Genomic DNA, 22,009 nt, shown 5'->3' on the forward strand with positions numbered 1-22,009 from the left:
AGTATCGCACAGGCCGCGCCGCCTAAACATTGAGCAACTCTAATGTATGCGAATGCGGCAGGCAGGTTATTTTCTGAGCAAATTTGTCACTCTGGCTAAATTTCCGGCATAACTATTTCTGCACCGCGATCGCCGTTTCTGTGGGGCGTGCCTTGAAAGCGCCGCCTCAATGTTCCATATGAGGTCGAGGTCTCTTGCGAATCAGGAGACCGTTGCGAGCCGCGTGTTCTTAAGCCCTTACGGGCGTCTGGCTTGCCCCATCCCATCAAGCCATCCGACACCCCAAACACGCAGGTGTCCCACTCGACACCCTTTTGCGCGCGCCGCGCCGAATGCGCCGGGCGCCCGCTTTTGACATGGAAAGAACCCATCTTTTGACTTCGTTTCAGGATTTCGGCCTCGCCGAGCCCATCGCCCGTGCTCTCACCGAAGAGAACTACGTCACCCCCACCCCCATCCAAGCCCAGACAATTCCGACCGCGCTGACCGGCCGCGACGTCGTCGGCATCGCCCAAACCGGAACCGGCAAGACCGCGTCCTTCGCGCTGCCGATCCTGCACCGCCTGCTCGAGAATCGCATCGAGCCGCAGCCGAAGACGACCCGCGTCCTGGTGCTGTCGCCGACCCGCGAACTGTCCGGCCAGATCCTCGACAGTTTCAACGCCTATGGCCGTCACATCCGCCTGTCCTCGACGCTCGCCATCGGCGGCGTGCCGATGGGCCGTCAGGTCCGCTCGCTGATGCAGGGCGTCGAGGTGCTGGTCGCCACCCCCGGTCGTTTGCTCGACCTCGTGCAGAGCAACGGACTGAAGCTTGGCAGCGTCGAATTCCTCGTGCTCGACGAGGCGGACCGCATGCTCGACATGGGCTTCATCAACGACATCCGCAAAATCGTCGCCAAGCTGCCGATCAAGCGGCAGACGCTGTTCTTCTCGGCCACCATGCCGAAGGACATCGCCGAGCTGGCCGACGCCATGCTGCGCGACCCCGCCCGCGTCGCGGTGACCCCGGTCTCCTCGACCGTGGAGCGCATCCAGCAGCGCATCATCCAGGTCGACTTCTCCGCCAAGCCGGCGTTCCTCGCCCAGCTGTTGAAGCAGGAGCAGGTCAACCGCGCGCTGGTTTTCACCCGCACCAAACACGGCGCGGACAAGGTGGTGAAGACGCTCGAGAAGGCCGGCATCCCCGCCAGCGCCATCCACGGCAACAAGTCGCAGAACCACCGCGAACGGACACTCGCTCTGTTCCGCACCGGCGAGATCCGTACCCTGGTCGCCACCGATATCGCCGCCCGCGGCATCGATGTCGACGGCATCACCCACGTCATCAATTTCGATCTGCCCAACGTGCCGGAGACCTATGTGCACCGCATCGGGCGCACCGCGCGCGCGGGTGCCGAGGGCACCGCGATCTCGCTGGTCGCAGGCGGCGAGGAACTCGCCTATCTCCGCGACATCGAGCGGCTGATCAAAGTGGCGCTGCCGCGTGAGGATCGCCGCACCGACGCCGGCCGCCGCGATGCGGGCCCTCCCCCGCAGCAGCAACGACAGGGTCGGCCGGGCCGCCCGGGCCAGCGTCCGCAAGGCGCAAGGCATGGTGAGGGACGCCACGCTGACGGTCGCCGTGCCGACGAAAGACATGCGGACGGGCGCCACCACAGTGCCGCCAAGCAGGGCGACGGAAGGCCCGGCAGTGGCCCGAAGGCAGCTCCTCGCAGCCGCTCCGGAGGCAAGGCGCATTCTTCGCCAAACGCCCGTCCGGAACAGCGTTCCGCGCATAGCGCCGGGGCGTCTGATGGGATACAAGGCGTTGCCTTTTTGCGCCGCGAGAGTCGGCCGAACGGCCAACCGAACCGCAAACCCCATTCGCACTAGCCGTCCACGACCTGGAGAAATTCATGGCTAAGGAAGAGCTGATCCAGTTCGAAGGACTGGTCACCGAAATCCTCCCCGACGCGCGCTACCGCGTGCAGCTCGACGCCGGACACGAGATCGTCGCCTACACCGCCGGCAAGATGAAGAAGAACCGCATCAAGACTCTGGCGGGCGACCGCGTGACGGTAGAGATGTCGCCCTATGACCTCGAAAAGGGCCGGCTGATTTTCCGCCACAAGGACGAACGTCCGAGCGGGATGGGCGGACCTCCGCGTCCCGGACAGCGCGGCGGCCAGTTCCGCCGCCGCTAGCGGGGGCCCAGCGCGCGAGCGCGGACCTGTAATTCCGACGTGTATGCTGATCCGCCGTGACCATCACGGCGGATCAAAAAATCGTGCACGTCAGCATTGTTTTGGGTGTCTGTTTCCAATAAAATGACTTAATCGATTTTCGGCCGGACGACATTAGCATCCACCGGTACAGCCGGTTCAGACACGCTGACGACCCTTCCAAAAATTCGATCTAACCTGTCCGCGCAAGCGGGCTCTGACATTGTGTTATCTGAGAAGGGACTACCCCCATGAGCATGGGAACCGTGAAGTGGTTTAACGCGACCAAAGGCTTCGGCTTCATCCAGCCCGACGATGGCGGCCAGGACGTGTTCGTTCACATCAGCGCTGTGGAGCGTGCAGGCCTCGGCACGCTGCGCGAAGGTCAGAAGATCTCCTACGAGATCGTCGCCGACCGCCGTTCCGGCAAGTCGGCAGCCGACAACCTCCGCTCCGCCGGCTGAGCCTACCGCTTACGGGCCCCGATCGGCTCGAGCGAACCAATCAATGAAAAGGCCGGGCGCGATGCCCGGCCTTTTTTTATTCCAGGATCTGCTCTCGTATTTCAGCACGGCGACTTTACACCCGTGTAAGGAACGCAGGTGACCTGGCGCGGCCGCGTGTAGGAGACATCGCTCAGCGTGATGCCCGTCTTCAGGACGAATTTGACAGAAGGCGTGTAGACGTAACTCGCCTGACTGAAGATAAGGTAGGTCGACGCGATCAAGAGCGATGGCGGAATCATCGAGGTGACCGTGGTGCCAGCTACCAGAGTCGGGGGCGGAGCCGTCAGCGTGGCCTGCGTCGCACCGTTGGCAATGGTGGCGGACTTGCTCCATTGAATCTTGGCGACCTTGCTTGAGTCGATATAGATCTGAAGGACCGTGCCGTTCACGAGCGTAGCGTCGTACGGCATGATCATCGATATGCTTGCCGTGAACGTGTCCTGCATGTCGCCATCGTCGACCGATGTCGACTGCGACGTCAAATCGGACAGAGTCCGTGCAATCATTGTGACTTTGCGATTGATCGCCACGGCCGATGAAAATTCGACGGTCCCGAAGAACATCACCAGCATCAGCGGCACGATGACCGCGAACTCGGTCGCCGCGATCGCACGCGTGTCGGCGACGAAGTCGCGCACGGAGTTACGGGCATTCCTCCAGATATTCGCAATCGCCTGCATCTGTCCGCTCGGATCCATCTGTCTCAGAAGGGTTCATTCTTGAAGGCCGCGGTCGCAATCAGCAGCCGCTTGTTGTTGCAGCCCATGTTGAAGCCAAGGCCAGTGACGAAGAGCGGCCACTGATAGAACAGCCGCACCACGACGACCTGGTTGGCGGCCCCGGCACTGTACTGCACGCCGGTTGGATTGAAGCTGCAGGAATCACCATAATTGGTGAGGCTCAGCGCTCCGAACGAGTTTGTACTCACGACGTCGACGTAGAGCTTGGTGCAATCAAACAGCGCCGGGATCTGGCTGCAGACGTAAGCCTTGAACGTCGTTTGCGAGCAGGGTGTGCTGACGCCGGAGACCGCGCAGGCCGTGAGCGTGCCGGATTGCGCCTGCCCGGTCAGCAACACGCGCGCAGAATTTTGCGAGGCACTCTCGAGCACCTGGCTCGCCAGGAACATCAGCGCCGACTCGATGATGGCGAACAGCAACGCAAAGAACATCGGCGCAACGAGCGCGAACTCGACGGCTGCGGAGCCGCGGCGGCTGCCACGAAACCGGCGCAACGTGGCGAGGAGCCTGAATCTCGTAGGTGCAGGCGAAGGCATCAAATTCCCCAGCAGCAGCAATCATCTGCCATGTTCAATAGCGGAAACTGATTGTTTAAGTGTTTCAGGCGATCCGCACCCGGCGGCCCGGGCCGTTAAGAGCGCGTTAACCGCGAACGACCCGGACCAGGGAGACGAGGACACGGAAAGAGAAACTCGCGCGCGTGCGGCGGGCGGGGACGATCCTTGCCCCCAAATCCGCCAATCAAACTTGCTGGTTGGTCTTACTTGGTTCGTCTTACTTGGTTCGTCTTGCTCAGTTCGCCTTAGTCAGTTCGTCTTGGCGCCCGCACCGGCACTGCCGCTCGCCGAGCTGCTCAACGAACCGGCCTGGCTCATCGTGCTGTTGAAGTAGGTGTCGCTGTCGCCGAGCGTCACGCGGCGCTGGCAAAGCGGCGCGCAGCTGTAGGACTCGCGTTCGATCCCGCGATAGACGGTAACGAGCCGGTCGCTCGGACCTTCGACCTGGACCTGGCGGTCGACCAGGATCTCGCCGCCGCGGTCGAGCGCGATGAAATTGGTGGCGCCATAGCCCTTTCCGGTGACGACGATCATGCCGCCGGGCTGGAGCGTGACGTCGGCGATCAGGGGATTGCCGACCACGATGGTTGCCACCTTGCCAGGCAGCCGCACCAGCTTGGCCTGGTCGACATTGACGGCGATGGTATCGGCGGACTCGGCAATGACGGCAGCCGGCGATGCCAGCACCGCTGTCGCAACCAGAAGACAGACGCGCGCATGACGGCGCAGCAGTTGTTTACGCATACTCTTACCCCCGGGACGTCACAAACCGGCAGAAGCGATCAGATAACAGCCGAGCCGGTGCCCGACCCGGCTAACCTGCCCTCAATTCGTGAACGTTCCGCAAACTCTCGGACTATTGTTTGAACGGACTGGCGTTCGCGGCTCTCGAGAACCTAGCGGCGGAACGGATAGGCAAGCTGCCCTCCGATTTCCTTCGGCATGGTGGCTTCATCCTTGCCGTAATCCTGCGGCAGTTGCCCCTCGGGCATGCGGAAAGTGCCGAACAGCAAGTCCCAGATCGGGAACGTGCCGGCAAAATTGGTGTCGCCGCCCTCTGCTAGCGCGGTGTGGTGCCAACGGTGGAACACCGGCGTCGCCAACACATATTTGAACGGCCCGAAGGTCCAGTTCAGGTTGGCGTGCACGAAGGCCGAATGGAAGGTCGTGAACGGGGCGAGCCAGACCATGGCGTTCGGCGAAATGCCGGCCATCAGCAGCACGACGTCGACCGCGATGGTACCGAGCACGAGATTGACGGGATGGAAGCGTGCCGCAGAAATCCAGCTGATCTCCTCCGAGGAGTGGTGGATCGCGTGGTACTTCCAGAACCCACCGCCGTGGAACAACCGGTGCAGCCAGTACAGCATGAAATCGGACAGCACCAGGAACAGCATGGCCTGGACCCAGAGCGGCAATAGCGCCAGCGAGCCGTGGCCATTGTCGTAGAAGGCGATGAGCCCGTCGGCATCATGGATGTTGAAGACGAAGCTCGCACCGACGATCAGAAGGCCGATCCGCATGACACGTGCGAACACCGGAACGATAAACCAGTAGCAGATGTCCGTGACGATCTCCCGCTTGCGCCACCACGGCACGCCGGGATTGCAGGCCCAGACATGCTCGAGCACGGTGAAGACCACCGCGAGCGCGAAGGTCGCGGGGATCACCTTCGCGATGGTCTCGCCAAGCATCAGGGCGATTTCCATGGGCAGGCTCGACATTGTCGCCTCTCTTGCGAATTGCTGGTCCCGCCTACGCGTACTCCCCCAAATTTAAGGGAGGGTGAAGCCGGTGCTGCGCTTGCTGCACATCCGGAACCGGAACGAATTGCAGCTGGCTGCCTTAAGGCGAAATTCACTCTGGCCAGCGGCAAGCGCGTTTGCCCGATCGAATTAACTCTCCCGAAAGAGCTCGGATCTCATGGTCGTTGCGTCAAGCACACCGCCGAACGAGGCGATCCCACCCCAGATGGAGTTTTGTTCATGAAGAACCTGATTGCGCGTTTCGCGAAAGATGAATCCGGCGCCACCGCCATCGAATACGGTCTGATTGCCGCCGGCATCGCGCTGGCCATCATCACCGTCGTCAACAATCTCGGCACCACGCTGAACGCCAAGTTCACCTCGATCAGCAGCTCGCTGAAGTAGGCGATCGATCAACGACTGCAAAAGCCCCGGATTTCCGGGGCCTTTGTTTTTAAGACGGCGAGTTCCAGTGGCGTTGAGCAAGTACAGAACCGATGCCGTGGTCGCGGCGAACGCGGCCGAGGCGGCGCAGACCGGCTCGCCGGCTTACTGGGTCTGCCTGGCCCTGCTGCTTGCGACCGTCGCGCTCGCCGCACGCATCGCCTCCCTCTGGTGAGCACGCCTTCGGCTGGTTCTACCCCTCAAGACCGCCGCCGCCGTTTTCGGTTTGTTTAGCACTGCCGGCTAGAATCCGGCGACGCCAGCTCCGCGGCACACCCAGGCCTCAAGACGCAGCCCATGATCCTCGACCTTGCGCGCCTTCTGCTCTTCCCGGCCCTGATGGCGTTTGCCGCCGCAAGCGATCTCTTCACGATGACGATCTCCAACCGCGTATCGCTGGCGCTGGTCGCCGGCTTTTTCGCGCTCGCTCTCGCCGGTGGCATGGCACCTTACGAGATGCTGGGCCATGTCGGCGCCGGCGCGCTCGTCCTAGTCGTGGCCTTCACCTGTTTTGCGATGGGCTGGGTCGGTGGCGGCGATGCCAAGGTGGCGGCCTCCGTCGCGCTTTGGTTCGGGTTCGCACAGCTGATGAACTTCCTGCTCTACGCCTCGCTGTTCGGCGGGGCGCTGACGCTGCTCCTGCTCCAGTTCCGGCAGTGGCCGCTGCCTTACGGGCTCGCTGGCCAGACCTGGCTCGCGCGGCTGCACGCCAAGGACAGCGGCATTCCCTACGGCATCGCGCTCGCACTGAGCGCGCTGATGGTCTACCCGGAGACCGAATGGGTGAAGGCGATCGACCTCGCTCACCTCGCATTGCGCTGAACGCATCGGGTAAACCCGGCGTTAAGGCGATTTAGATACGCCTCATTAACCATGCTTTGACGAATAGCTGGTCAACTGCCGATTACGGCGGCGTCAGCGTCGCGGCGTTTGTTGGAAAGTGAAGCGTATGAATAGGGCACGCATTGTCGTCCTGACGGTCGCCATCTGCGCCGGCGGTGTCGCCGCGTATCTGGCGAGCGGCTCGGACAATTCTGCACCGCCTCCTGCTCCGGTCGCGCAGCTTCCCACCGTCGACGTCCTGGTCGCGAAAAACGACATCGGCCTCGGCCAGACCGTCAAGCCGGAAGACGTGCAATGGCAGACCTGGCCGTCCGCGACCGCCAGCGCCACCTTCATCCGCCGCAACGAGCGCCCCGAGGGGGTAACCCAGGTCACCGGCTCGATCGCACGATCTCCCTTCATCCAGGGCGAGCCGATCCGGGACCAGAAGCTGGTCAAGGCCGAAGGCTCCGGCTTCATGGCGGCAATCCTGCCCACCGGCATGCGGGCGATCTCGACCGAGATCTCGCCGGAAACCGGCGCAGGCGGCTTCATCCTGCCCAACGACCGCGTCGACGTGCTTTTGACGCGCCGTCTCAAGAACCCGGACCAGAGCAGCGGCGCTCCCGATGTCGTCACGTCCGAGATCATCCTGGCCAATATCCGCGTCCTGGCCATCGACCAGGCTCCCAAGGAGAAGGACGGCCAGAACGCGGTGGTCGGCAAGACCGTCACTCTCGAACTCAATCCTGCGCAGACTGCGACGCTCTCCTCCGCACGCCAGAGCGGCACGCTGTCGCTGGCGCTGCGCAGCATCGTCGATGTCAAGCTGAGCGAGATCACGCTCGATGACTCCGCACAGAAGCGCGAGGGCATTTCGATCATTCGGTACGGTATCCCAAGCTCGACGGCGAAGGCACGATGAGGACTGTCGACATGAAATGCAGGGCGAATTTGGCGACGATGCGAACCCCGGTGGTCCGCGCCCTGTCGTTTTCGGCCGCCGTCGCGCTCGCGCTCAACCCGGTGCTCACCCCTGTGGTCGCCGCCGACTATCGCCCTGTGGCGCAGGCTGCGGCCGACGGTCAGATGAACGCGCGATTCCTCTCGCTCGGCATCGGCAAGTCGATCGTGATCGACCTTCCGCGCGACATCAAGGACGTGCTTGTCGCCGATCCGAAGATCGCCAACGCGGTCGTCCGCTCGGCGCAGCGTGCCTACATCATTGGCGCCTCGATCGGGCAGACCAACATCGTGTTCTTCGATTCCGCCGGCCAGCAGATCGCGGCCTATGACATCGCGGTCAAGCGCGACCTCAACGGCGTGCGGGCCGCGCTGAAGCAGGTCCTGCCGAACTCAGACATCCAGATCGACGGGCTAGGCGACGGCATCATCTTGACCGGCTCGGCCGCGAATCCGGCCGAAGCCCAGCAGGCCAACGACCTCGCCGTGCGCCTCGCCGGCGGCCCCGAGAAGGTCGTGAACTCGATCGTGGTCCGCGGCCGCGATCAGGTCATGCTCAAGGTGACGGTCGCGGAAGTGCAGCGCAGCATCGTCAAGCAGCTCGGAATCGACCTCACCGCCAACCTCAGCTACGGCACCTCGGTCGTCAGCTTCAGCAACTCCAATCCGTTCACGGCTCTTGGCCACAACCTCGTCGACGGCAATAACCTGACCACGAAGTTCGGCGCGGCCCCGTCGGTGCAGGCCACGCTGCGTGCGATGGAGACCGCGGGCGTGATCCGGACGCTGGCCGAACCGAACCTGACCGCGATCTCCGGTGAATCGGCAACGTTCATTGCCGGCGGTGAATTTCCGGTGCCTGCGGGCTATGCGTGCGACCCCACCACGCACGTCTGTACCACCCAGATCAGCTTCAAGAAGTTCGGCATCTCGCTCAACTTCACCCCCGTCGTTCTCACGGAGGGCAAGATCAGCCTGCGGGTAATGACCGAGGTGTCCGAGCTCTCGAACGAAAACGCGATCACGCTGTCCCAGGCCGTGACCTCGACCTCGGTCAACTCGCTCACGGTGCCCTCGATCAAGACCCGCCGCGCAGAAACCTCGCTGGAAATTCCCTCAGGCGGCGCGATGGCGATGGCTGGCCTGATCCAGCAGCAGACCAAGCAAGCGGTCAGCGGACTGCCAGGTCTGATGCAGCTCCCGGTCCTCGGCACGCTGTTCCGTAGCCGCGACTTCGTCAACAACGCGACCGAGCTGGTCGTGATCGTGACGCCCTACATCGTTCGCGCAGTTGCGCAAAAGGACCTGTCGCGGCCGGATGATGGCTTCTCCGCACCGGCTGATCCGCAGGCCGAACTGCTCGGCAACATCAACCGCATCTACGGCGTGCCCGGCCGGACCGAACCGGCCAAGAACTACCGCGGCACCTACGGCTTCATCACCGACTGAGGCGGAACGGGGACTTCATGAAGATCACTAGACCACCCCAGATTCGCAGGCGCGCCATCCACCTCGGCGGCGCGCTCGTCGGCATGGCGCTCGCCCTAGGCGGCTGCCAGCATGACGAAGCGGTCACGGCCTCCATTCCCGACGACTACAAGCAGCGCCATCCGATCGCGATCGAGGAGCAGAATCGTTCCATCGTCGTCTTCGTCGGCCATGCCCGCGGCGGCTTGACCGCCGCCCAGCGCGCCGACGTGATGGGCGTCGCGTCGGCCTGGATGCACGAAGGCACCGGCGCGATCCGGATCGACGTACCGTCCGGCACGCCCAACGCGCGTCCGGTCGCGGACACCATGCGCGAAATCCAGGCAATGCTGTCGGCGGCGGGCGTTCCGCCGCGCGGCATCAACGCCCGCTCTTACACGCCGGACGACAAGCGATTCCTGCCGCCGATCCGCCTCACCTATTCCAAGATCGCCGCAGTCGCGGGTCCCTGCGGCCTGTGGCCGGAAGATATCGGCCCTTCGATGAAGAACAAGAGCTGGTTCGAGAACAAGGACTACTACAATTACGGCTGCGCCTATCAGCGCAACCTCGCAGCGATGGTCGACAATCCGTCGGATCTCGAGCAGCCGCGGCCCGAAACGCCGTCCTACACGCCGCGGCGGACCGCCGCGTTCGAGAAGTATCGCAAGGGAATGCCGACGGCGGTCGCCTATCCTGAGGCCGACAAGGCCAAACTCAGCGACACCGGCAGATGATCAGCTACGCTCGCCAGCCCCAAGAAGATCAGTCCGAGGCATCGCTCCCACCGGTCGAGGAGCATATTGCGCCGGCGCCCCGCGTTTCCGTCCAGGCTTTCTGCGAGACCGTGGAAACGGCGGCCGCCGTGCAGTCAGCCGGCGAAGATCGCCGTCTCGGCAAGGCCCATCTGAAGATCCAGATGGGCGGAATGGCGGCTGCGGTGGAAGCCTACCGCTCGGCCCCCACGCCGAACGTGATCGTGCTCGAAAGCGACGGCCGCAACGACCTCCTGGGCGGGCTCGACCATCTCGCGACCGTCTGCGATGCCGGCACCCGCGTGGTCGTGATCGGCCGCATCAACGACGTCACGCTCTACCGCGAGCTGGTCCGCCGCGGCGTCAGCGACTACGTGCTCGCGCCGGTCGGCGCGATCGACGTCGTGCGCTCGATCTGCAACCTGTTCTCGGCGCCGGAAGCCAAGGCCGTCGGCCGCATTATCGCCGTGGTCGGGGCCAAGGGCGGCGTCGGCGCATCAACCATCTCCCACAATGTCGCCTGGGCGATCGCCCGCGATCTCGCGATGGACGCGGTCGTCGCCGACCTCGACCTCGCCTTCGGCACGGCCGGACTCGACTACAACCAGGATCCACCGCAGGGCATTGCCGACGCCGTATTCTCACCCGATCGCGTCGACACCGCCTTCGTCGACCGCCTTCTGTCGAAATGCACCGACCACCTCAGTCTGCTGGCGGCGCCGGCGACGCTCGACCGGGTCTACGATTTCGGCGCCGACGCCTTCGATTCCGTGTTCGACACGTTGCGCTCCACGATGCCCTGCATCGTCCTCGACGTTCCGCACCAATGGTCGGGCTGGACGAAACGCGCCCTGATCGGAGCGGACGACATCCTGATCGTGGCGGCGCCCGACCTCGCCAATTTGCGCAACACCAAGAACCTGTTCGATCTCCTGAAGGCCGCGCGCCCCAACGACCGGCCGCCGCTCTACTGCCTGAACCAGGTCGGCGTGCCGAAACGGCCCGAAATCGCCGCGGCGGAGTTCGCCAAGGCGATCGAGAGCCAGCCGGTCGTCTCGATTCCGTTCGAGCCGCAGATCTTCGGCTCGGCGGCCAATAACGGCCAGATGATCGCGGAGATCTCGGCCAACCATAAGTCGATCGAGATGTTCCTTCAGATCGCCCAGCGCCTGACCGGCCGCAGCGAAACGAAGAAGCAAAAGTCGTCCCTGCTTTCACCCCTGATTGACAAGTTGCGGGGAAAATAGGTCGCCGCATGGAGTTTTTAAGTGTTCGGTAAGCGTAGCGGAACAGACGCCGACGCCCGGGCCCCGAAGCCCGGTGCCGTGTCGCCAGAGCCTGCCCAGGCTTCGGCGCCCGCCATGTCGCGCGTGCCGCCGCCGCCGGCAATCTCCTCGCCGCCGCTCGCCCCGGCGAAGCCTGCGCCGACCATGGAAGCCCGCCGCTCGGACAATTATTACGAGGTCAAGGCGACCATCTTCGGCGCGCTGATCGAGGCCATCGACCTCGCCCAGCTTGCCAAGCTCGATTCGGAGTCCGCGCGCGAGGAAATCCGGGACATCGTCAACGAGATCATCGCGATCAAGAACATCGTGATGTCGATCGCCGAGCAGGAAGAGCTGCTCGACGACATCTGCAACGACGTCCTCGGCTACGGTCCGCTGGAGCCGCTGTTGTCGCGCGACGACATCGCCGACATTATGGTCAACGGCGCCGACACCGTCTACATCGAGGTCGCCGGCAAGATCCAACGCACCGGTATCCGCTTCCGCGACAATCAGCAGCTCCTCAACATCTGCCAGCGTATCGTCAGCCAGGTCGGCCGGCGCGTCGACGAATCCTCGCCGATCTGCGACGCCCGCCTGGCCGACGGCTCCCGCGTCAACGCCATCGTGCCCCCGCTGTCAATCGACGGCCCCACGCTCACGATCCGCAAGTTCAAGAAGGACAAGCTGACGCTCGATCAGCTCGTCAAGTTCGGCGCAATCTCGCCGGAAGGCGCGGAAATCCTCCAGATCATCGGCCGCGTCCGCTGCAACGTGCTGATCTCCGGCGGTACCGGCTCGGGCAAGACCACGTTGCTCAACTGCCTGACCAACTACATCGAGCACGACGAGCGCGTCATCACCTGCGAGGACGCCGCCGAACTCCAGCTCCAGCAGCCGCACGTGGTGCGACTGGAAACCCGCCCGCCCAACATCGAGGGCGAGGGCCAGGTCACCATGCGCGAGCTGGTGCGCAACTGCCTGCGTATGCGTCCCGAGCGCATCATCGTCGGCGAAGTCCGCGGACCCGAGGCGTTCGACCTGCTCCAGGCCATGAACACCGGCCATGACGGCTCGATGGGCACGCTGCACGCCAACAATCCGCGCGAGGCGCTATCGCGCTGCGAATCCATGATCACGATGGGCGGCTTCTCCCTGCCTTCACGCACCATCCGCGAGATGATCTGCGCCTCGATCGACGTCATCGTCCAGGCCGCGCGCCTGCGCGACGGTTCACGCCGCATCACCCACATCACCGAAGTGATGGGCATGGAAGGCGACACCATCATCACCCAGGACGTGTTCCTCTACGACATGGTCGGCGAGGACGCCAACGGCAAGATCATCGGCCGGCACCGGTCGACCGGAATCGGCCGCCCGAAATTCTGGGAACGCGCCCGCTATTACGGCGAAGAGAAGCGCCTTGCCGCGGCGCTCGACGCGGCGGAAGTGGCGCCCACGACGTGAGCAGGTCAACGCAGCCATGAACATGCAAGTCCTTGCCCTCGCCTTCCTTGCCACCGCCACCGTCGGCGGCCTCGCCTGGGTCTTCCTTTATCCAATGCTGTCCGGGGAACGGAAGGCCGAGAGCCGCCGCGCCTCGATCTCGCGGGCCGAGGCGCCCACGGCCCGCGCCGCCGAGAAGACGCAGCGCTCGCGCCGCGAGCAGGTCGAAACCTCGCTCAAGGATCTCGAGGCGCGGCGCCAGCAGGAGAAGAGCGTACCGCTCAGTGTCCGCCTGTCGCAGGCCGGCCTCGATTGGGCGCCGCAGAAATTCTGGATCGTGTCCGCCGTCGTGGCGGGCGTGCTGTTCGCAGTCGCCTTGTTCATCGGCGGCGGCCTGCTCGGTGCCGCCGGCTTCGCGTTTGCCGGCGGCCTCGGTCTGCCCCGCTGGGCGCTCGGCTTCCTGAAGAAGCGCCGTGAAAACAAGTTCCTGGCCGCCTTGCCCGATGCCGTCGACGTCATCGTCCGCGGCATCAAGGCGGGCCTGCCGCTGTTCGAATCGATCAAGGTGGTCGCCGCCGACGCGCCAGAGCCGCTGCGCTCCGAGTTTCTGTCCATCATCGAGACGCAGGCGATCGGCATGCCGCTCGGCGAGGCCTGCACGCGGCTCTACGATCGCATGCCGCTGCCCGAGGCCAATTTCTTCGGCATCGTCATCTCCATCCAGCAGAAATCGGGCGGCAACCTCTCCGAAGCGCTCGGCAACCTTTCCAAGGTGCTGCGCGACCGCAAGAAGATGAAAGAGAAGATCCAGGCGATGTCGATGGAAGCCAAGGCCTCGGCCGGCATCATCGGCTCGCTGCCGCCGATCGTGATGTTCCTCGTCTACCTCACAACGCCAGGATACATCTCGATGCTTTGGACTCATCCCACCGGCCAGCTCATGCTGGTCGGCTGTGTTGTCTGGATGTCGATCGGCATCATGGTGATGAAGAAGATGATCAATTTCGACTTCTGATGGTGTCTTATGGTAGAGTTCCTCGTTGCGAAACTTCACGACGTCCACTTCATGACGATGCTGCTGGCGGCCATTGCCGCCAGCGCCACCGTCTATACGCTGGTGATGCCGCTGTTCGCCGGCGAGGGCCTTTCCAAGCGCATGAAGGCGGTGGCGAACGAACGTGAGCGCATCCGGCAGCGCGAGCGCGAGCGCCTCCACAAGAGTGAAAAAGTCTCGCTGCGCCAGACGCCGAAGCAGCTCGTCTCGAAGGTCGTCGATGACTTCAACCTGACCAAATGGCTCGCGCAGGAAGCTGCGCGGGACAAGCTCATCATGGCCGGCTATCGAGGCCAGGCGCCCTACATCACCTTCCTGTTTGCCCGCCTGGTTGCCCCGATCGTGCTGTTCGTCGGTTCGGTCGTCTACGTGTTCCTGATCGCGCATATGCAGCAGTCCATGCCGATCAAGATCGGCATCTGCGTCGGTGCGGCCTATCTCGGACTCCAGGCGCCGATGCTGTTCCTCAGGAACGCGATCTCCAAGCGCCAACTCTCGATCAAGCGCGCCTTTCCCGATGCGCTCGACCTGCTCCTGATCTGCATCGAATCCGGCATGTCGGTCGAGATGGCGTTCCGGAAGGTCGCGGTCGAAATCGTGGGCCAGTCGATCGCGCTATCGGAGGAGTTCACCCTGACCACGGCCGAGCTGTCGTATTTGCAGGATCGCAAGGTCGCCTACGAGAACCTCGCGCGGCGCACCGGGCTCGAGGGCGTCAAGTCGGTATGTCTCGCGCTCCAGCAGGCGGAGCGTTACGGCACCCCGCTCGGCCAATCCTTGCGGGTGATGGCGCAGGAAAACCGCGACATGCGCATGAACGAAGCCGAGAAAAAGGCCGCGGCACTGCCGCCGAAGCTGACGGTACCGATGATCCTGTTCTTCCTGCCGGTGCTGTTCGTCGTCATCCTTGGACCGACTGGCATCAAGGTCACCGAGATGCAATGACCTTAGACGTGGACCGCGTACGGTCCGAGGATGCCTTCAAGATTGGAAGATCAAGATCGGAAGATCACGTCTGATCAGTCGGGCAGGCCGAGCGAGGCGACCGGCGTCCGCTTCGGCGCACCACGCCGGACGTCGCTGCGGGTCAACATTTCCTTGAGATAGGCGACATTGGCCGTAGCCTGGTCCGGCGGCAGGTCCGCCTTCACAATAGTCTCGGCTTCGGCGAAGCGGCCCTGGAGACCGACGACAAGACCGAGATTCTGCCGCACCCGCGCGCTTGCGTGCGGCGAGGCATAGGCTTGGCGCAGCGCGTCTTCGGCCTTCGGCAGATCTCTCGACAACATGTAGGACAGGCCGAGATTGGAGAGCACGCCGGGATCGCCAGGCGCGATCTTGAGCGCACTCGCATAGTAGGAGCGCGCTTCCTCGTGACGCCCCATCTGATCGAGCGCGGTACCCTGCACCGAGAGCAGGCGCCAATCCGGGTTATCGGGCGAATGCGCCTTCGACAGCACGTCGAAGGCTTGCTGGAAATTGCCGTTGTCGGAGAGCGCGCGGCCGTATTGGGCCATCAGCGCCTTGTTGCCGGGATTGGCGATGGTCGCCTGCTCGAGCACGGCGGCAGCCTGGGCGCGCTGGCCGTTGGCGCGCAGGGCCTGGCCGTAGGCGAGCGCCGCGTCGGCGTCCTTGGGATTGGCACGATAGCGCTCGCCATAGACTTCAGCAGCGCGCGCGGGATCGGTGGGAGCGGCTTCCGCCCGCGGCCCGACCGAGCCCGTGACGTCGGAGAGTTTCGACATCGCCGTGCAGCCGCCGAGACCCATGGCCACCGCTGCGACCAGCGAGGTGGACGCAAGAAGCCGGGCAAGACTTAACCGTTCACGACTGAACCGTTGACGCATGACGCTTTGACTCTCGAGCCGATTGATCGAGCCGAACGCGCCAGCAATAGACTGTTAACCCTAACGGCCGGTTAATGCTCCCGGCCCGGGCCCGTCACTGCGGCGCCTGCGGCGGCACCTCGCCGCCGAGACCCGCATCGAGGCCGAGCGCCTTCGCCTGCTCGTTCAGGTCCCGCAGCAATTGCAGTCGTTGCCGCGTCTCGATCGCGACATCGATGCCCGGACGCACGACCCTCGGCAATTCGCGTCGAAGATCGTCACGATTGACCAGACGCCTCGCGCGGAGCTCGTCGAGCTGAACGTCGTCGATGCCGAGCACATTTGCAGATTGCTCGATCAGTCGGCGCATTAGTGACGTCACCGCGGCCTCGACATCATGCTTGCGTGCGGATCTCGAGAACTTGCTTTCCAGATCGGCCCAGACATGAGAGGTCACGAGATAGACGTGGAGCAAATTGGCCCAATCCACCTCGTCGTCGGCATAGAAGGCGCGGCGCAGCAGGAGCCGGCGCGCGAATGCTGCGACCTGATTCCGTTTCAGCGTGGTGCATGCGTCGATCTCGATGCCCGATTGGACGGCCGGATCTCGGGAAAAATCCCGTCCGGCCGGCAGTCTGACGACGCCGTGCGGCAGGTTGGAATCGAGCGGCCTGAAGACACCATCCTTGCGCGGACGTGAGTAGCGGGCGATCGCGAAGCGATACTCTGTGCGGCCGCCATGGGACATCGGGTCGGACATCGGGCCGAAATGGATGACGTTGAAGCCGGCATCGTCACCGGCCTGCCCGGTCGATGACGGACAGGACAGGACGTAGATCGTGCGCCAGAATGCTTCAGCGCTCTCGCTCGACGTGGCGCGCGGATCGGGAATCGAATAACGCGTCAGCCCTTCGACATGCCGGTGTCCGTGCAGGACCAGATCGACATTGAGCGATGTCGCCGCTTCGAGGAAGGTCGCGGGCGCGGCGAGATACATCAGCGGCTCGTCGGGCACGCCGAGAAACCGCTTTCCTTCTCCGGTCGCCTGCGGCAGTGGATGATGGTGCAGCGCCAGCACGCGCACGAGGTTTTCCACCGGCTCGGCATAATCGGCGCGGCCGCCCGACCCGAGGCTGCCCGCGAGCTTGACGCTCAGCCGCGCGGAATCCGAAACCATGGCGCTATAGGCGCTCTGGTCGACGTTGCCGCTCACGAGCGTCGTGAGGCTCGCGCGGTTGGAATCCAGCAGCACCAGATCGAGGCCGGCCTGACGGTAGTAGACGCTCTTCGAGGTCCGCGGCAAATGCAGGTAATCATAAACATCGTGGCGACCTGCACGCTGGCTCGGTCGCTTGACGTCGTGATTGCCGGCAATTGCCTGGATGTCGGTGAACAGCCCGGTCTGCCGGAAGGACGCAATGACGGCGATCGCTTCGTCGAGCGCAGGCGGCGCCGGGTCGTCCACGATATCGCCGGTGATCAGCAGGATGCGATCGGGAACATCCGCGAAGTCCGCCATCCTCTCGCGAATTGCGGCATTGAGCGTCTCGATGGTCGCAAGCAGTCGACCAGACCCGTCCAGATGCAGGTCGGAAATCTGTACGATGACGAACGATCTATCCATTTTGCGTCGCTTATTTGCGAATGCCGCGCCGCGCAAACGATGAGAGAAATGCCTTCGACGATCAGGTTCAGTCCGGTATCAATCAGCCCGGGCCATGATGAGCCGGGTAAGAATTGACCCCATCCCCTGTTGTTGCACTCCGTGCAGAACCGTACGACACAATCTAAAATATTGGGCAATAATGCCACAACCGCAGCGCTAGTAAAGCCCTGCGGCCGCTCGCGTGGATCGTGTCCTCGGCATGAGACGGGGCTCGCCCGATGATGGTTTCGCTCACCCGATCAATATTCGATAGCGAGCCTCTTGCGAATTTCATCAATGCGCTTGTCCAATGCATCGAACCGCGCGTGAACGGAGCGGTCGTGGAGATAGAAGACGTAACCGCCGGCAAGGAACGCGAATATCCAATGATGATGCTCGACATAGCCAAAAATCGCCTCGACCGCCTGCCCGATGAAGGTGACCACGCTCCACACAAATTCCATTGCATTTCCTCCCGGCCGGCTTTGTCGTCGGCCGCCGGAGATCTGCACACCTGACGGCCGTTGCCGGAACCTAGCATGGCCCCTTTGCTGCGAGTAGCGGACCGCCGAACGGTGGCAGCAAAGCTGATTGCGGCGGCGGCAAAACTCTGCGAAATCTCGTCCGTTCGTATGACCCGCTCGATCTGACGATCCGGACCCGCCAATGCCTTCTGTCTTCGAGACGTCGCCTACCGCCATCCCGATCACCTTCGTCACCAAGTCGAGCTGGGATCAGGTCGCCGAGGGGCTACCGGCGGCGCAACGCCAGTTCGCCACCGCGAGCGCCTTCACCGCAAAGCCGGGCGGCTATCTCGCGCTGCCCGCGCCCGATGGCGCGATCGCGCAAGTGCTGTTCGGGCTCGAGGACGAGGGTGCAAAATCGCGCGACCTGTTCCGACCGGGCGCCCTGCCCGGCCTCCTGCCGCCGGGCATCTATCGCTTCGCCAATGCACCGCAGGATGCACGGCTCGCCGCACTCGCCTTCGCGCTCGGCAGCTACCGCTTCGCCCGGTACCGCAAGGCCGATCGCCCCGAGGTCAGCCTCGTTCCCCCCGACGGCGTCGACGCGACCGACATCAATCGCATGGCGGACGCCGCAATGCTGGCGCGCGACCTCATCAACACGCCGGCCAACGACATGGGGCCGGAGGAGCTGGCCGCAGCCGCGCAGGATCTCGCCGCCGAATTCGGCGCAAGCTTTGCCTGCACCATCGGTGACGACTTAAAGACGAATTTTCCACTGATCCACGCCGTCGGCATGGCATCTAGCCGCGCGCCGCGGCTGATCGACATTGGCTGGGGCGACCCGGCTCATCCCAAGGTGACGCTGGTCGGCAAGGGCGTCTGCTTTGACACCGGCGGGCTCGACTTGAAGCCTCCGAGCGGCATGCTGATCATGAAGAAGGACATGGGCGGCGCCGCCAACGTGCTGGCGCTGGCGCGCATGGTGATGGATGCGAAGCTGAAGGTGCGACTGCGCGTGCTGATTCCGGCCGTGGAGAACGCGGTCGCGGGCAATGCCTTCCGCCCGCTCGACATCTTCACCTCGCGCAAGGGCATCACGGTCGAGATCGGCAATACGGACGCAGAGGGGCGGCTGGTGCTCGCCGACGCGCTGGCGCTTGCGGACGAGGAAAAGCCGGACCTGCTGATCGATCTCGGCACGTTGACGGGAGCGGCACGCGTCGCGCTGGGGCCGGATTTACCGCCCTTTTACACCAATGATGAGACGCTTGCCGCTGACGTCGCACGATGCGCGGCGAGGGAGAACGATCCGTTGTGGCGCATGCCACTGTGGCCGCCTTACGATGCGTGGCTGGATTCCAAGACCGCCACTATCACCAACGCACCATCAGGCGGCTTTGCCGGCTCGATCATTTGCGCGCTGTTCCTGCAACGCTTCGTCGAGCATGCCAGGAGCTGGCTGCATGTCGACATCTACGGCTGGACGCCGTCGGCGAAGCCCGCACGCCCCGAGGGCGGCGAGTGCCAGGCCGCGCGCGCGATCTACACATTGCTGAGCGAGCGCTATGCGTGATCCAGAACACGATCTAAGCCACGATCCAAGTCACGATCCAAGATACGATCCAAGGCTGACACCGTCGCGCGGCGACATCGCCGCGAAATACCTCGAAAGCAAGGTGCAGGCGGATCGTTTCGTCACGGGCGAGGAATTCGAGATCATCGCGGCGATCGCGCCCGTGCGCGAGCAGCCGTCGTCGAACGCGATGCTAATGACACAAGCGTTGCGCGGCGAGGGCGTCACGGTTTACGACCGCAACGGCGAAGGCTGGGCATGGGGTCAACTTTCAGGTGACGGCTATGTCGGCTGGCTGCCGGACGCAGCGCTCATGAAGCCCGCGGCCGCGCCGACCCATATGGTCAGTGCTTTACGAACCTTTGCCTTCCCCGGTCCCTCGATCAAGCTGCGGCCAGCAGACACGCTGGTGATGGGATCGAAGATCGCGGTTGCACGCGAGGACGGCAGCTTCGCCGTGACACGCGACGGACACTATCTGCCGAAGGCCCATCTCGCCCCGCTTGGTCATTGCGAGCCGGATTTCGTCGCAGTCGCCGAGCGTTTCGTCGGCACGCCCTATCTCTGGGGTGGCAAGAGCAGCCTTGGCGTCGATTGCTCCGGCCTGGTCCAGATGTCGCTGACATCGGCGGGCATCGGCTGCCCGCGCGACAGCGACATGCAGCAGGCCGGCCTCGGCCGCGCGCTGGAGCCCCATGAGCAAAGCAGCTTGCTGCGCGGCGATCTCATTTTCTGGAAAGGTCATGTCGCCATCGTCCGCGATGGCAGCACCATGGTTCACGCCAATGCGCATCACATGGCAACGGTGATCGAGCCGATCGAGCCGGCAATCGCAAGGATCAAGCAAGCCGGCAGCGAGGTCGCCGCGATCAAGCGGCTCTGACGGAGGCTACGTCGCCGCGGACCCGTTCTCCGCCGTCTCCAGCCGGAACGCCGCCGCAAACAGCGCGCGCGTGTAATCCGTCTTCGGGTTCTTGAAGAGCTCGGCGGCCTGACCTTCCTCGACCACCTTGCCGCCACGCATCACGATCAGATGGCTGGCGAGCGAGGCGACGACGCGCAGATCGTGCGAGATGAACATGTAAGTGAGATCGCGCCGGCGCTGCAATTCACGCAGCAGATCGACCATCTGCGCCTGAATCAGCATGTCGAGCGCACTGGTCGGCTCGTCCAGGACGACGAAATCCGGCTCCAGCACCACCGCCCGCGCGATGCTGATGCGCTGGCGCTGGCCGCCGGAGAATTCATGCGGATAACGGTGGCGAGTATCCGGTTTCAGTCCGACGTCCTCGAGCGCCTTGACGACGCGCTCCTCCCGCTCGCCTCGCGAGAGCTGCGGCTGATGCACGGTGAGGCCTTCGGCGACGATGTCGGCGACCGACATGCGCGGGCTGAGCGAGCCGAACGGATCCTGGAACACGATCTGCATGTCGCGCCGGAACGGCCGCATCTCCTTGAAGCGCAGGCCCTGGATATCTTTTCCCAGGAACACAATGCGTCCGTTCGAGGAGATCAGCCGCAGCAATGCGAGCCCCAGCGTGGTCTTGCCCGAGCCGGACTCGCCGACAACGCCGAGCGTCTCGCCCTTGCGCACGGCGATGCTGACGCCGTCGACCGCCTTGATGTGGCCGACCGTCTTACGCATCAGCCCCCGCTTGATCGGGAACCAGACCTTTAGGTCGTCGGCGGACATCACCACCGGGGCATCCGGCTGCGGCGGCGCCGGATCTGGCTTCGGCTCCGCGGCGAGCAGGTCGCGCGTATAGGGATGCTTCGGGGTCTTGAAGACGTGCTCGACCGGCCCCTGCTCGACGATCTCGCCCCCCTTCATGACGCAGACCTGGTCGGCGATGCGGCGCACGATGCCGAGATCGTGGGTGATGAAGAGCAGGCTCATGCCGAGCCGGCCGCGGATCTCTGCGAGCAGCGTCAGGATCTGCGCCTGCACGGTAACGTCGAGCGCCGTGGTCGGCTCGTCCGCGATCAGGAGGTCCGGCTCGTTGGCGAGCGCCATCGCGATCATCACGCGCTGGCGCTGGCCGCCGGAGAGCTGGTGCGGATAGCTCTTCAGCCGCGTTTCAGGCTCGGGAATGCCGACCTGCGTGAGCAATTCCAGCGTCCGCCTGCGCGCCTCGGCATTGCTGGTCGGATTGTGCAGCTGAATGATCTCGCCGATCTGCGCCTCGATCGTATGCAGCGGGTTGAGCGAGGTCATCGGCTCCTGGAAGATGATCGAGATGTCGCTGCCGCGAATCTCCCGCATCTCCTGCTCCGACCGGTCGATCAGTTCCTGGCCCTTGAAGTGGATGCTGCCCGAGGGATGCGAGGCATTTGGATAGGGCAAGAGCTTGAGAATCGAGAGCGCGCTGACCGACTTGCCGGAGCCGGACTCGCCGACCAGCGCCAGGCACTCGCCGCGCTTGATCTGGAACGAGACCTTGTCGACCGCGAGCGTGGTGGCGCCCCCCTGGTGGAAGGCCACCGAGAGGTCGCGCACGCTGAGCAAAGGCTGGTTGATCGCGTCCATTGGC

23 protein-coding genes are annotated in these 22,009 nt (G+C 63.9%); 15 read left to right on the forward strand and 8 right to left on the reverse strand.

Going from position 1 to position 22,009, the window contains the following annotated elements; translation table 11 throughout:
• Positions 1-332: 332 nt before the first annotated feature.
• From IVB36_RS07170 to IVB36_RS07180, 3 genes are all read left to right on the forward strand, one after another.
• Positions 333-1,874, forward strand: a complete 1,542-nt coding sequence (locus tag IVB36_RS07170; protein ID WP_247391041.1) for a DEAD/DEAH box helicase — start codon at positions 333-335, stop codon at positions 1,872-1,874.
• Positions 1,875-1,897: 23 nt separating this feature from the next.
• Entirely contained in the window at positions 1,898-2,185 is a 288-nt protein-coding gene (infA, locus tag IVB36_RS07175; protein WP_007599789.1) for a translation initiation factor IF-1, read from the forward strand.
• A gap of 269 nt (positions 2,186-2,454) precedes the next feature.
• On the forward strand, positions 2,455-2,667 hold the full coding sequence (locus IVB36_RS07180) for a cold-shock protein (protein WP_007599788.1): 213 nt from the start codon (positions 2,455-2,457) through the stop codon (positions 2,665-2,667).
• A 101-nt stretch (positions 2,668-2,768) separates the two neighbouring features.
• Here IVB36_RS07180 and IVB36_RS07185 read toward each other — a convergent pair whose 3' ends face one another.
• The 4 genes from IVB36_RS07185 to IVB36_RS07200 all read right to left on the reverse strand — a co-directional run bounded on the left by IVB36_RS07185 (position 2,769) and on the right by IVB36_RS07200 (position 5,730).
• Positions 2,769-3,389 carry a TadE/TadG family type IV pilus assembly protein gene (locus tag IVB36_RS07185; RefSeq protein WP_039799130.1) on the reverse strand — a complete coding sequence of 207 codons (621 nt, stop codon included), beginning with the start codon at positions 3,387-3,389 and terminating at the stop codon, positions 2,769-2,771.
• 23 nt (positions 3,390-3,412) lie between these two features.
• On the reverse strand, positions 3,413-3,985 hold the full coding sequence (locus IVB36_RS07190; protein ID WP_026232791.1) for a TadE/TadG family type IV pilus assembly protein: 573 nt from the start codon (positions 3,983-3,985) through the stop codon (positions 3,413-3,415).
• 270 nt (positions 3,986-4,255) lie between these two features.
• Complete coding sequence (locus tag IVB36_RS07195) at positions 4,256-4,750, reverse strand: pilus assembly protein N-terminal domain-containing protein (protein ID WP_018454676.1); 495 nt, start codon at positions 4,748-4,750, stop codon at positions 4,256-4,258.
• A 152-nt stretch (positions 4,751-4,902) separates the two neighbouring features.
• On the reverse strand, positions 4,903-5,730 hold the full coding sequence (locus IVB36_RS07200; RefSeq protein ID WP_018454677.1) for a sterol desaturase family protein: 828 nt from the start codon (positions 5,728-5,730) through the stop codon (positions 4,903-4,905).
• Between the two features lie 261 nt (positions 5,731-5,991).
• Here IVB36_RS07200 and IVB36_RS07205 point away from each other — a divergent pair, with 261 nt between their 5' ends.
• From IVB36_RS07205 to IVB36_RS07250, 10 genes are all read left to right on the forward strand, one after another.
• On the forward strand, positions 5,992-6,156 hold the full coding sequence (locus tag IVB36_RS07205; protein WP_007599783.1) for a Flp family type IVb pilin: 165 nt from the start codon (positions 5,992-5,994) through the stop codon (positions 6,154-6,156).
• A gap of 73 nt (positions 6,157-6,229) precedes the next feature.
• Positions 6,230-6,370, forward strand: coding sequence for a hypothetical protein (locus tag IVB36_RS07210; protein ID WP_162496356.1), 141 nt, complete (start codon positions 6,230-6,232; stop codon positions 6,368-6,370).
• A 122-nt stretch (positions 6,371-6,492) separates the two neighbouring features.
• Positions 6,493-7,017 carry a prepilin peptidase gene (locus tag IVB36_RS07215; RefSeq protein WP_018454679.1) on the forward strand — a complete coding sequence of 175 codons (525 nt, stop codon included), beginning with the start codon at positions 6,493-6,495 and terminating at the stop codon, positions 7,015-7,017.
• A 127-nt stretch (positions 7,018-7,144) separates the two neighbouring features.
• Positions 7,145-7,942 (forward strand): Flp pilus assembly protein CpaB, encoded by a 798-nt coding sequence (gene cpaB / locus IVB36_RS07220; protein WP_018454680.1) that lies wholly within the window; start codon positions 7,145-7,147, stop codon positions 7,940-7,942.
• A gap of 11 nt (positions 7,943-7,953) precedes the next feature.
• The gene (locus IVB36_RS07225; protein ID WP_026232792.1) at positions 7,954-9,429 is read left to right on the forward strand and encodes a type II and III secretion system protein family protein; all 1,476 of its coding nucleotides are present in this window, start codon (positions 7,954-7,956) and stop codon (positions 9,427-9,429) included.
• A 17-nt stretch (positions 9,430-9,446) separates the two neighbouring features.
• On the forward strand, positions 9,447-10,184 hold the full coding sequence (locus IVB36_RS07230; protein WP_018454682.1) for a CpaD family pilus assembly protein: 738 nt from the start codon (positions 9,447-9,449) through the stop codon (positions 10,182-10,184).
• Positions 10,181-11,449, forward strand: coding sequence for an AAA family ATPase (locus tag IVB36_RS07235; RefSeq protein WP_018454683.1), 1,269 nt, complete (start codon positions 10,181-10,183; stop codon positions 11,447-11,449). The genes IVB36_RS07230 and IVB36_RS07235 overlap by 4 nt, the downstream gene beginning before the upstream one ends.
• A gap of 21 nt (positions 11,450-11,470) precedes the next feature.
• Complete coding sequence (locus tag IVB36_RS07240) at positions 11,471-12,934, forward strand: CpaF family protein (protein WP_026232793.1); 1,464 nt, start codon at positions 11,471-11,473, stop codon at positions 12,932-12,934.
• Positions 12,935-12,950: 16 nt separating this feature from the next.
• A complete protein-coding gene (locus IVB36_RS07245) occupies positions 12,951-13,928 on the forward strand; it encodes a type II secretion system F family protein (protein WP_026232794.1) in 978 nt (325 codons plus the stop codon).
• 9 nt (positions 13,929-13,937) lie between these two features.
• The gene (locus IVB36_RS07250; protein ID WP_018454686.1) at positions 13,938-14,912 is read left to right on the forward strand and encodes a type II secretion system F family protein; all 975 of its coding nucleotides are present in this window, start codon (positions 13,938-13,940) and stop codon (positions 14,910-14,912) included.
• 74 nt (positions 14,913-14,986) lie between these two features.
• Here IVB36_RS07250 and IVB36_RS07255 read toward each other — a convergent pair whose 3' ends face one another.
• From IVB36_RS07255 to IVB36_RS07265, 3 genes are all read right to left on the reverse strand, one after another.
• On the reverse strand, positions 14,987-15,814 hold the full coding sequence (locus tag IVB36_RS07255; protein ID WP_026232795.1) for a tetratricopeptide repeat protein: 828 nt from the start codon (positions 15,812-15,814) through the stop codon (positions 14,987-14,989).
• Between the two features lie 94 nt (positions 15,815-15,908).
• Positions 15,909-17,453, reverse strand: a complete 1,545-nt coding sequence (locus tag IVB36_RS07260; RefSeq protein ID WP_247391043.1) for a metallophosphoesterase — start codon at positions 17,451-17,453, stop codon at positions 15,909-15,911.
• A gap of 245 nt (positions 17,454-17,698) precedes the next feature.
• On the reverse strand, positions 17,699-17,902 hold the full coding sequence (locus tag IVB36_RS07265; RefSeq protein ID WP_018454690.1) for a hypothetical protein: 204 nt from the start codon (positions 17,900-17,902) through the stop codon (positions 17,699-17,701).
• 202 nt (positions 17,903-18,104) lie between these two features.
• Between IVB36_RS07265 and IVB36_RS07270 the strand changes: the two genes are divergently transcribed.
• Positions 18,105-19,478, forward strand: a complete 1,374-nt coding sequence (locus tag IVB36_RS07270; RefSeq protein ID WP_085361623.1) for a leucyl aminopeptidase family protein — start codon at positions 18,105-18,107, stop codon at positions 19,476-19,478.
• Entirely contained in the window at positions 19,471-20,361 is an 891-nt protein-coding gene (locus IVB36_RS07275) for an NlpC/P60 family protein (RefSeq protein WP_018454692.1), read from the forward strand. The genes IVB36_RS07270 and IVB36_RS07275 overlap by 8 nt, the downstream gene beginning before the upstream one ends.
• Positions 20,362-20,367: 6 nt before the next feature.
• Here IVB36_RS07275 and IVB36_RS07280 read toward each other — a convergent pair whose 3' ends face one another.
• Positions 20,368-22,005 (reverse strand): ABC transporter ATP-binding protein, encoded by a 1,638-nt coding sequence (locus IVB36_RS07280; protein ID WP_018454693.1) that lies wholly within the window; start codon positions 22,003-22,005, stop codon positions 20,368-20,370.
• Positions 22,006-22,009: the final 4 nt, after the last annotated feature.

Source organism: Bradyrhizobium sp. 35, from assembly GCF_023073215.1.
In the GTDB taxonomy this organism is placed as follows: Bacteria; Pseudomonadota; Alphaproteobacteria; order Rhizobiales; family Xanthobacteraceae; genus Bradyrhizobium; species Bradyrhizobium canariense_D.

What these genes read in the sequence shown, in the direction of transcription:
- IVB36_RS07170 (WP_247391041.1), top strand. Translation starts at nt 333, where the DNA reads ATGCGCCGGGCGCCCGCTTTTGACATGGAAAGAACCCATCTTTTGACT.
- infA (WP_007599789.1), top strand. Translation starts at nt 1,898, where the DNA reads ATGGCTAAGGAAGAGCTGATCCAGTTCGAAGGACTGGTCACCGAAATC.
- IVB36_RS07180 (WP_007599788.1), top strand. Translation starts at nt 2,455, where the DNA reads ATGAGCATGGGAACCGTGAAGTGGTTTAACGCGACCAAAGGCTTCGGC.
- IVB36_RS07185 (WP_039799130.1), bottom strand. Translation starts at nt 3,389, where the DNA reads ATGCAGGCGATTGCGAATATCTGGAGGAATGCCCGTAACTCCGTGCGC.
- IVB36_RS07190 (WP_026232791.1), bottom strand. Translation starts at nt 3,985, where the DNA reads ATGCCTTCGCCTGCACCTACGAGATTCAGGCTCCTCGCCACGTTGCGC.
- IVB36_RS07195 (WP_018454676.1), bottom strand. Translation starts at nt 4,750, where the DNA reads ATGCGTAAACAACTGCTGCGCCGTCATGCGCGCGTCTGTCTTCTGGTT.
- IVB36_RS07200 (WP_018454677.1), bottom strand. Translation starts at nt 5,730, where the DNA reads ATGTCGAGCCTGCCCATGGAAATCGCCCTGATGCTTGGCGAGACCATC.
- IVB36_RS07205 (WP_007599783.1), top strand. Translation starts at nt 5,992, where the DNA reads ATGAAGAACCTGATTGCGCGTTTCGCGAAAGATGAATCCGGCGCCACC.
- IVB36_RS07215 (WP_018454679.1), top strand. Translation starts at nt 6,493, where the DNA reads ATGATCCTCGACCTTGCGCGCCTTCTGCTCTTCCCGGCCCTGATGGCG.
- cpaB (WP_018454680.1), top strand. Translation starts at nt 7,145, where the DNA reads ATGAATAGGGCACGCATTGTCGTCCTGACGGTCGCCATCTGCGCCGGC.
- IVB36_RS07225 (WP_026232792.1), top strand. Translation starts at nt 7,954, where the DNA reads ATGAAATGCAGGGCGAATTTGGCGACGATGCGAACCCCGGTGGTCCGC.
- IVB36_RS07230 (WP_018454682.1), top strand. Translation starts at nt 9,447, where the DNA reads ATGAAGATCACTAGACCACCCCAGATTCGCAGGCGCGCCATCCACCTC.
- IVB36_RS07235 (WP_018454683.1), top strand. Translation starts at nt 10,181, where the DNA reads ATGATCAGCTACGCTCGCCAGCCCCAAGAAGATCAGTCCGAGGCATCG.
- IVB36_RS07245 (WP_026232794.1), top strand. Translation starts at nt 12,951, where the DNA reads ATGAACATGCAAGTCCTTGCCCTCGCCTTCCTTGCCACCGCCACCGTC.
- IVB36_RS07250 (WP_018454686.1), top strand. Translation starts at nt 13,938, where the DNA reads ATGGTAGAGTTCCTCGTTGCGAAACTTCACGACGTCCACTTCATGACG.
- IVB36_RS07255 (WP_026232795.1), bottom strand. Translation starts at nt 15,814, where the DNA reads ATGCGTCAACGGTTCAGTCGTGAACGGTTAAGTCTTGCCCGGCTTCTT.
- IVB36_RS07265 (WP_018454690.1), bottom strand. Translation starts at nt 17,902, where the DNA reads ATGGAATTTGTGTGGAGCGTGGTCACCTTCATCGGGCAGGCGGTCGAG.
- IVB36_RS07270 (WP_085361623.1), top strand. Translation starts at nt 18,105, where the DNA reads ATGCCTTCTGTCTTCGAGACGTCGCCTACCGCCATCCCGATCACCTTC.
- IVB36_RS07275 (WP_018454692.1), top strand. Translation starts at nt 19,471, where the DNA reads ATGCGTGATCCAGAACACGATCTAAGCCACGATCCAAGTCACGATCCA.
- IVB36_RS07280 (WP_018454693.1), bottom strand. Translation starts at nt 22,005, where the DNA reads ATGGACGCGATCAACCAGCCTTTGCTCAGCGTGCGCGACCTCTCGGTG.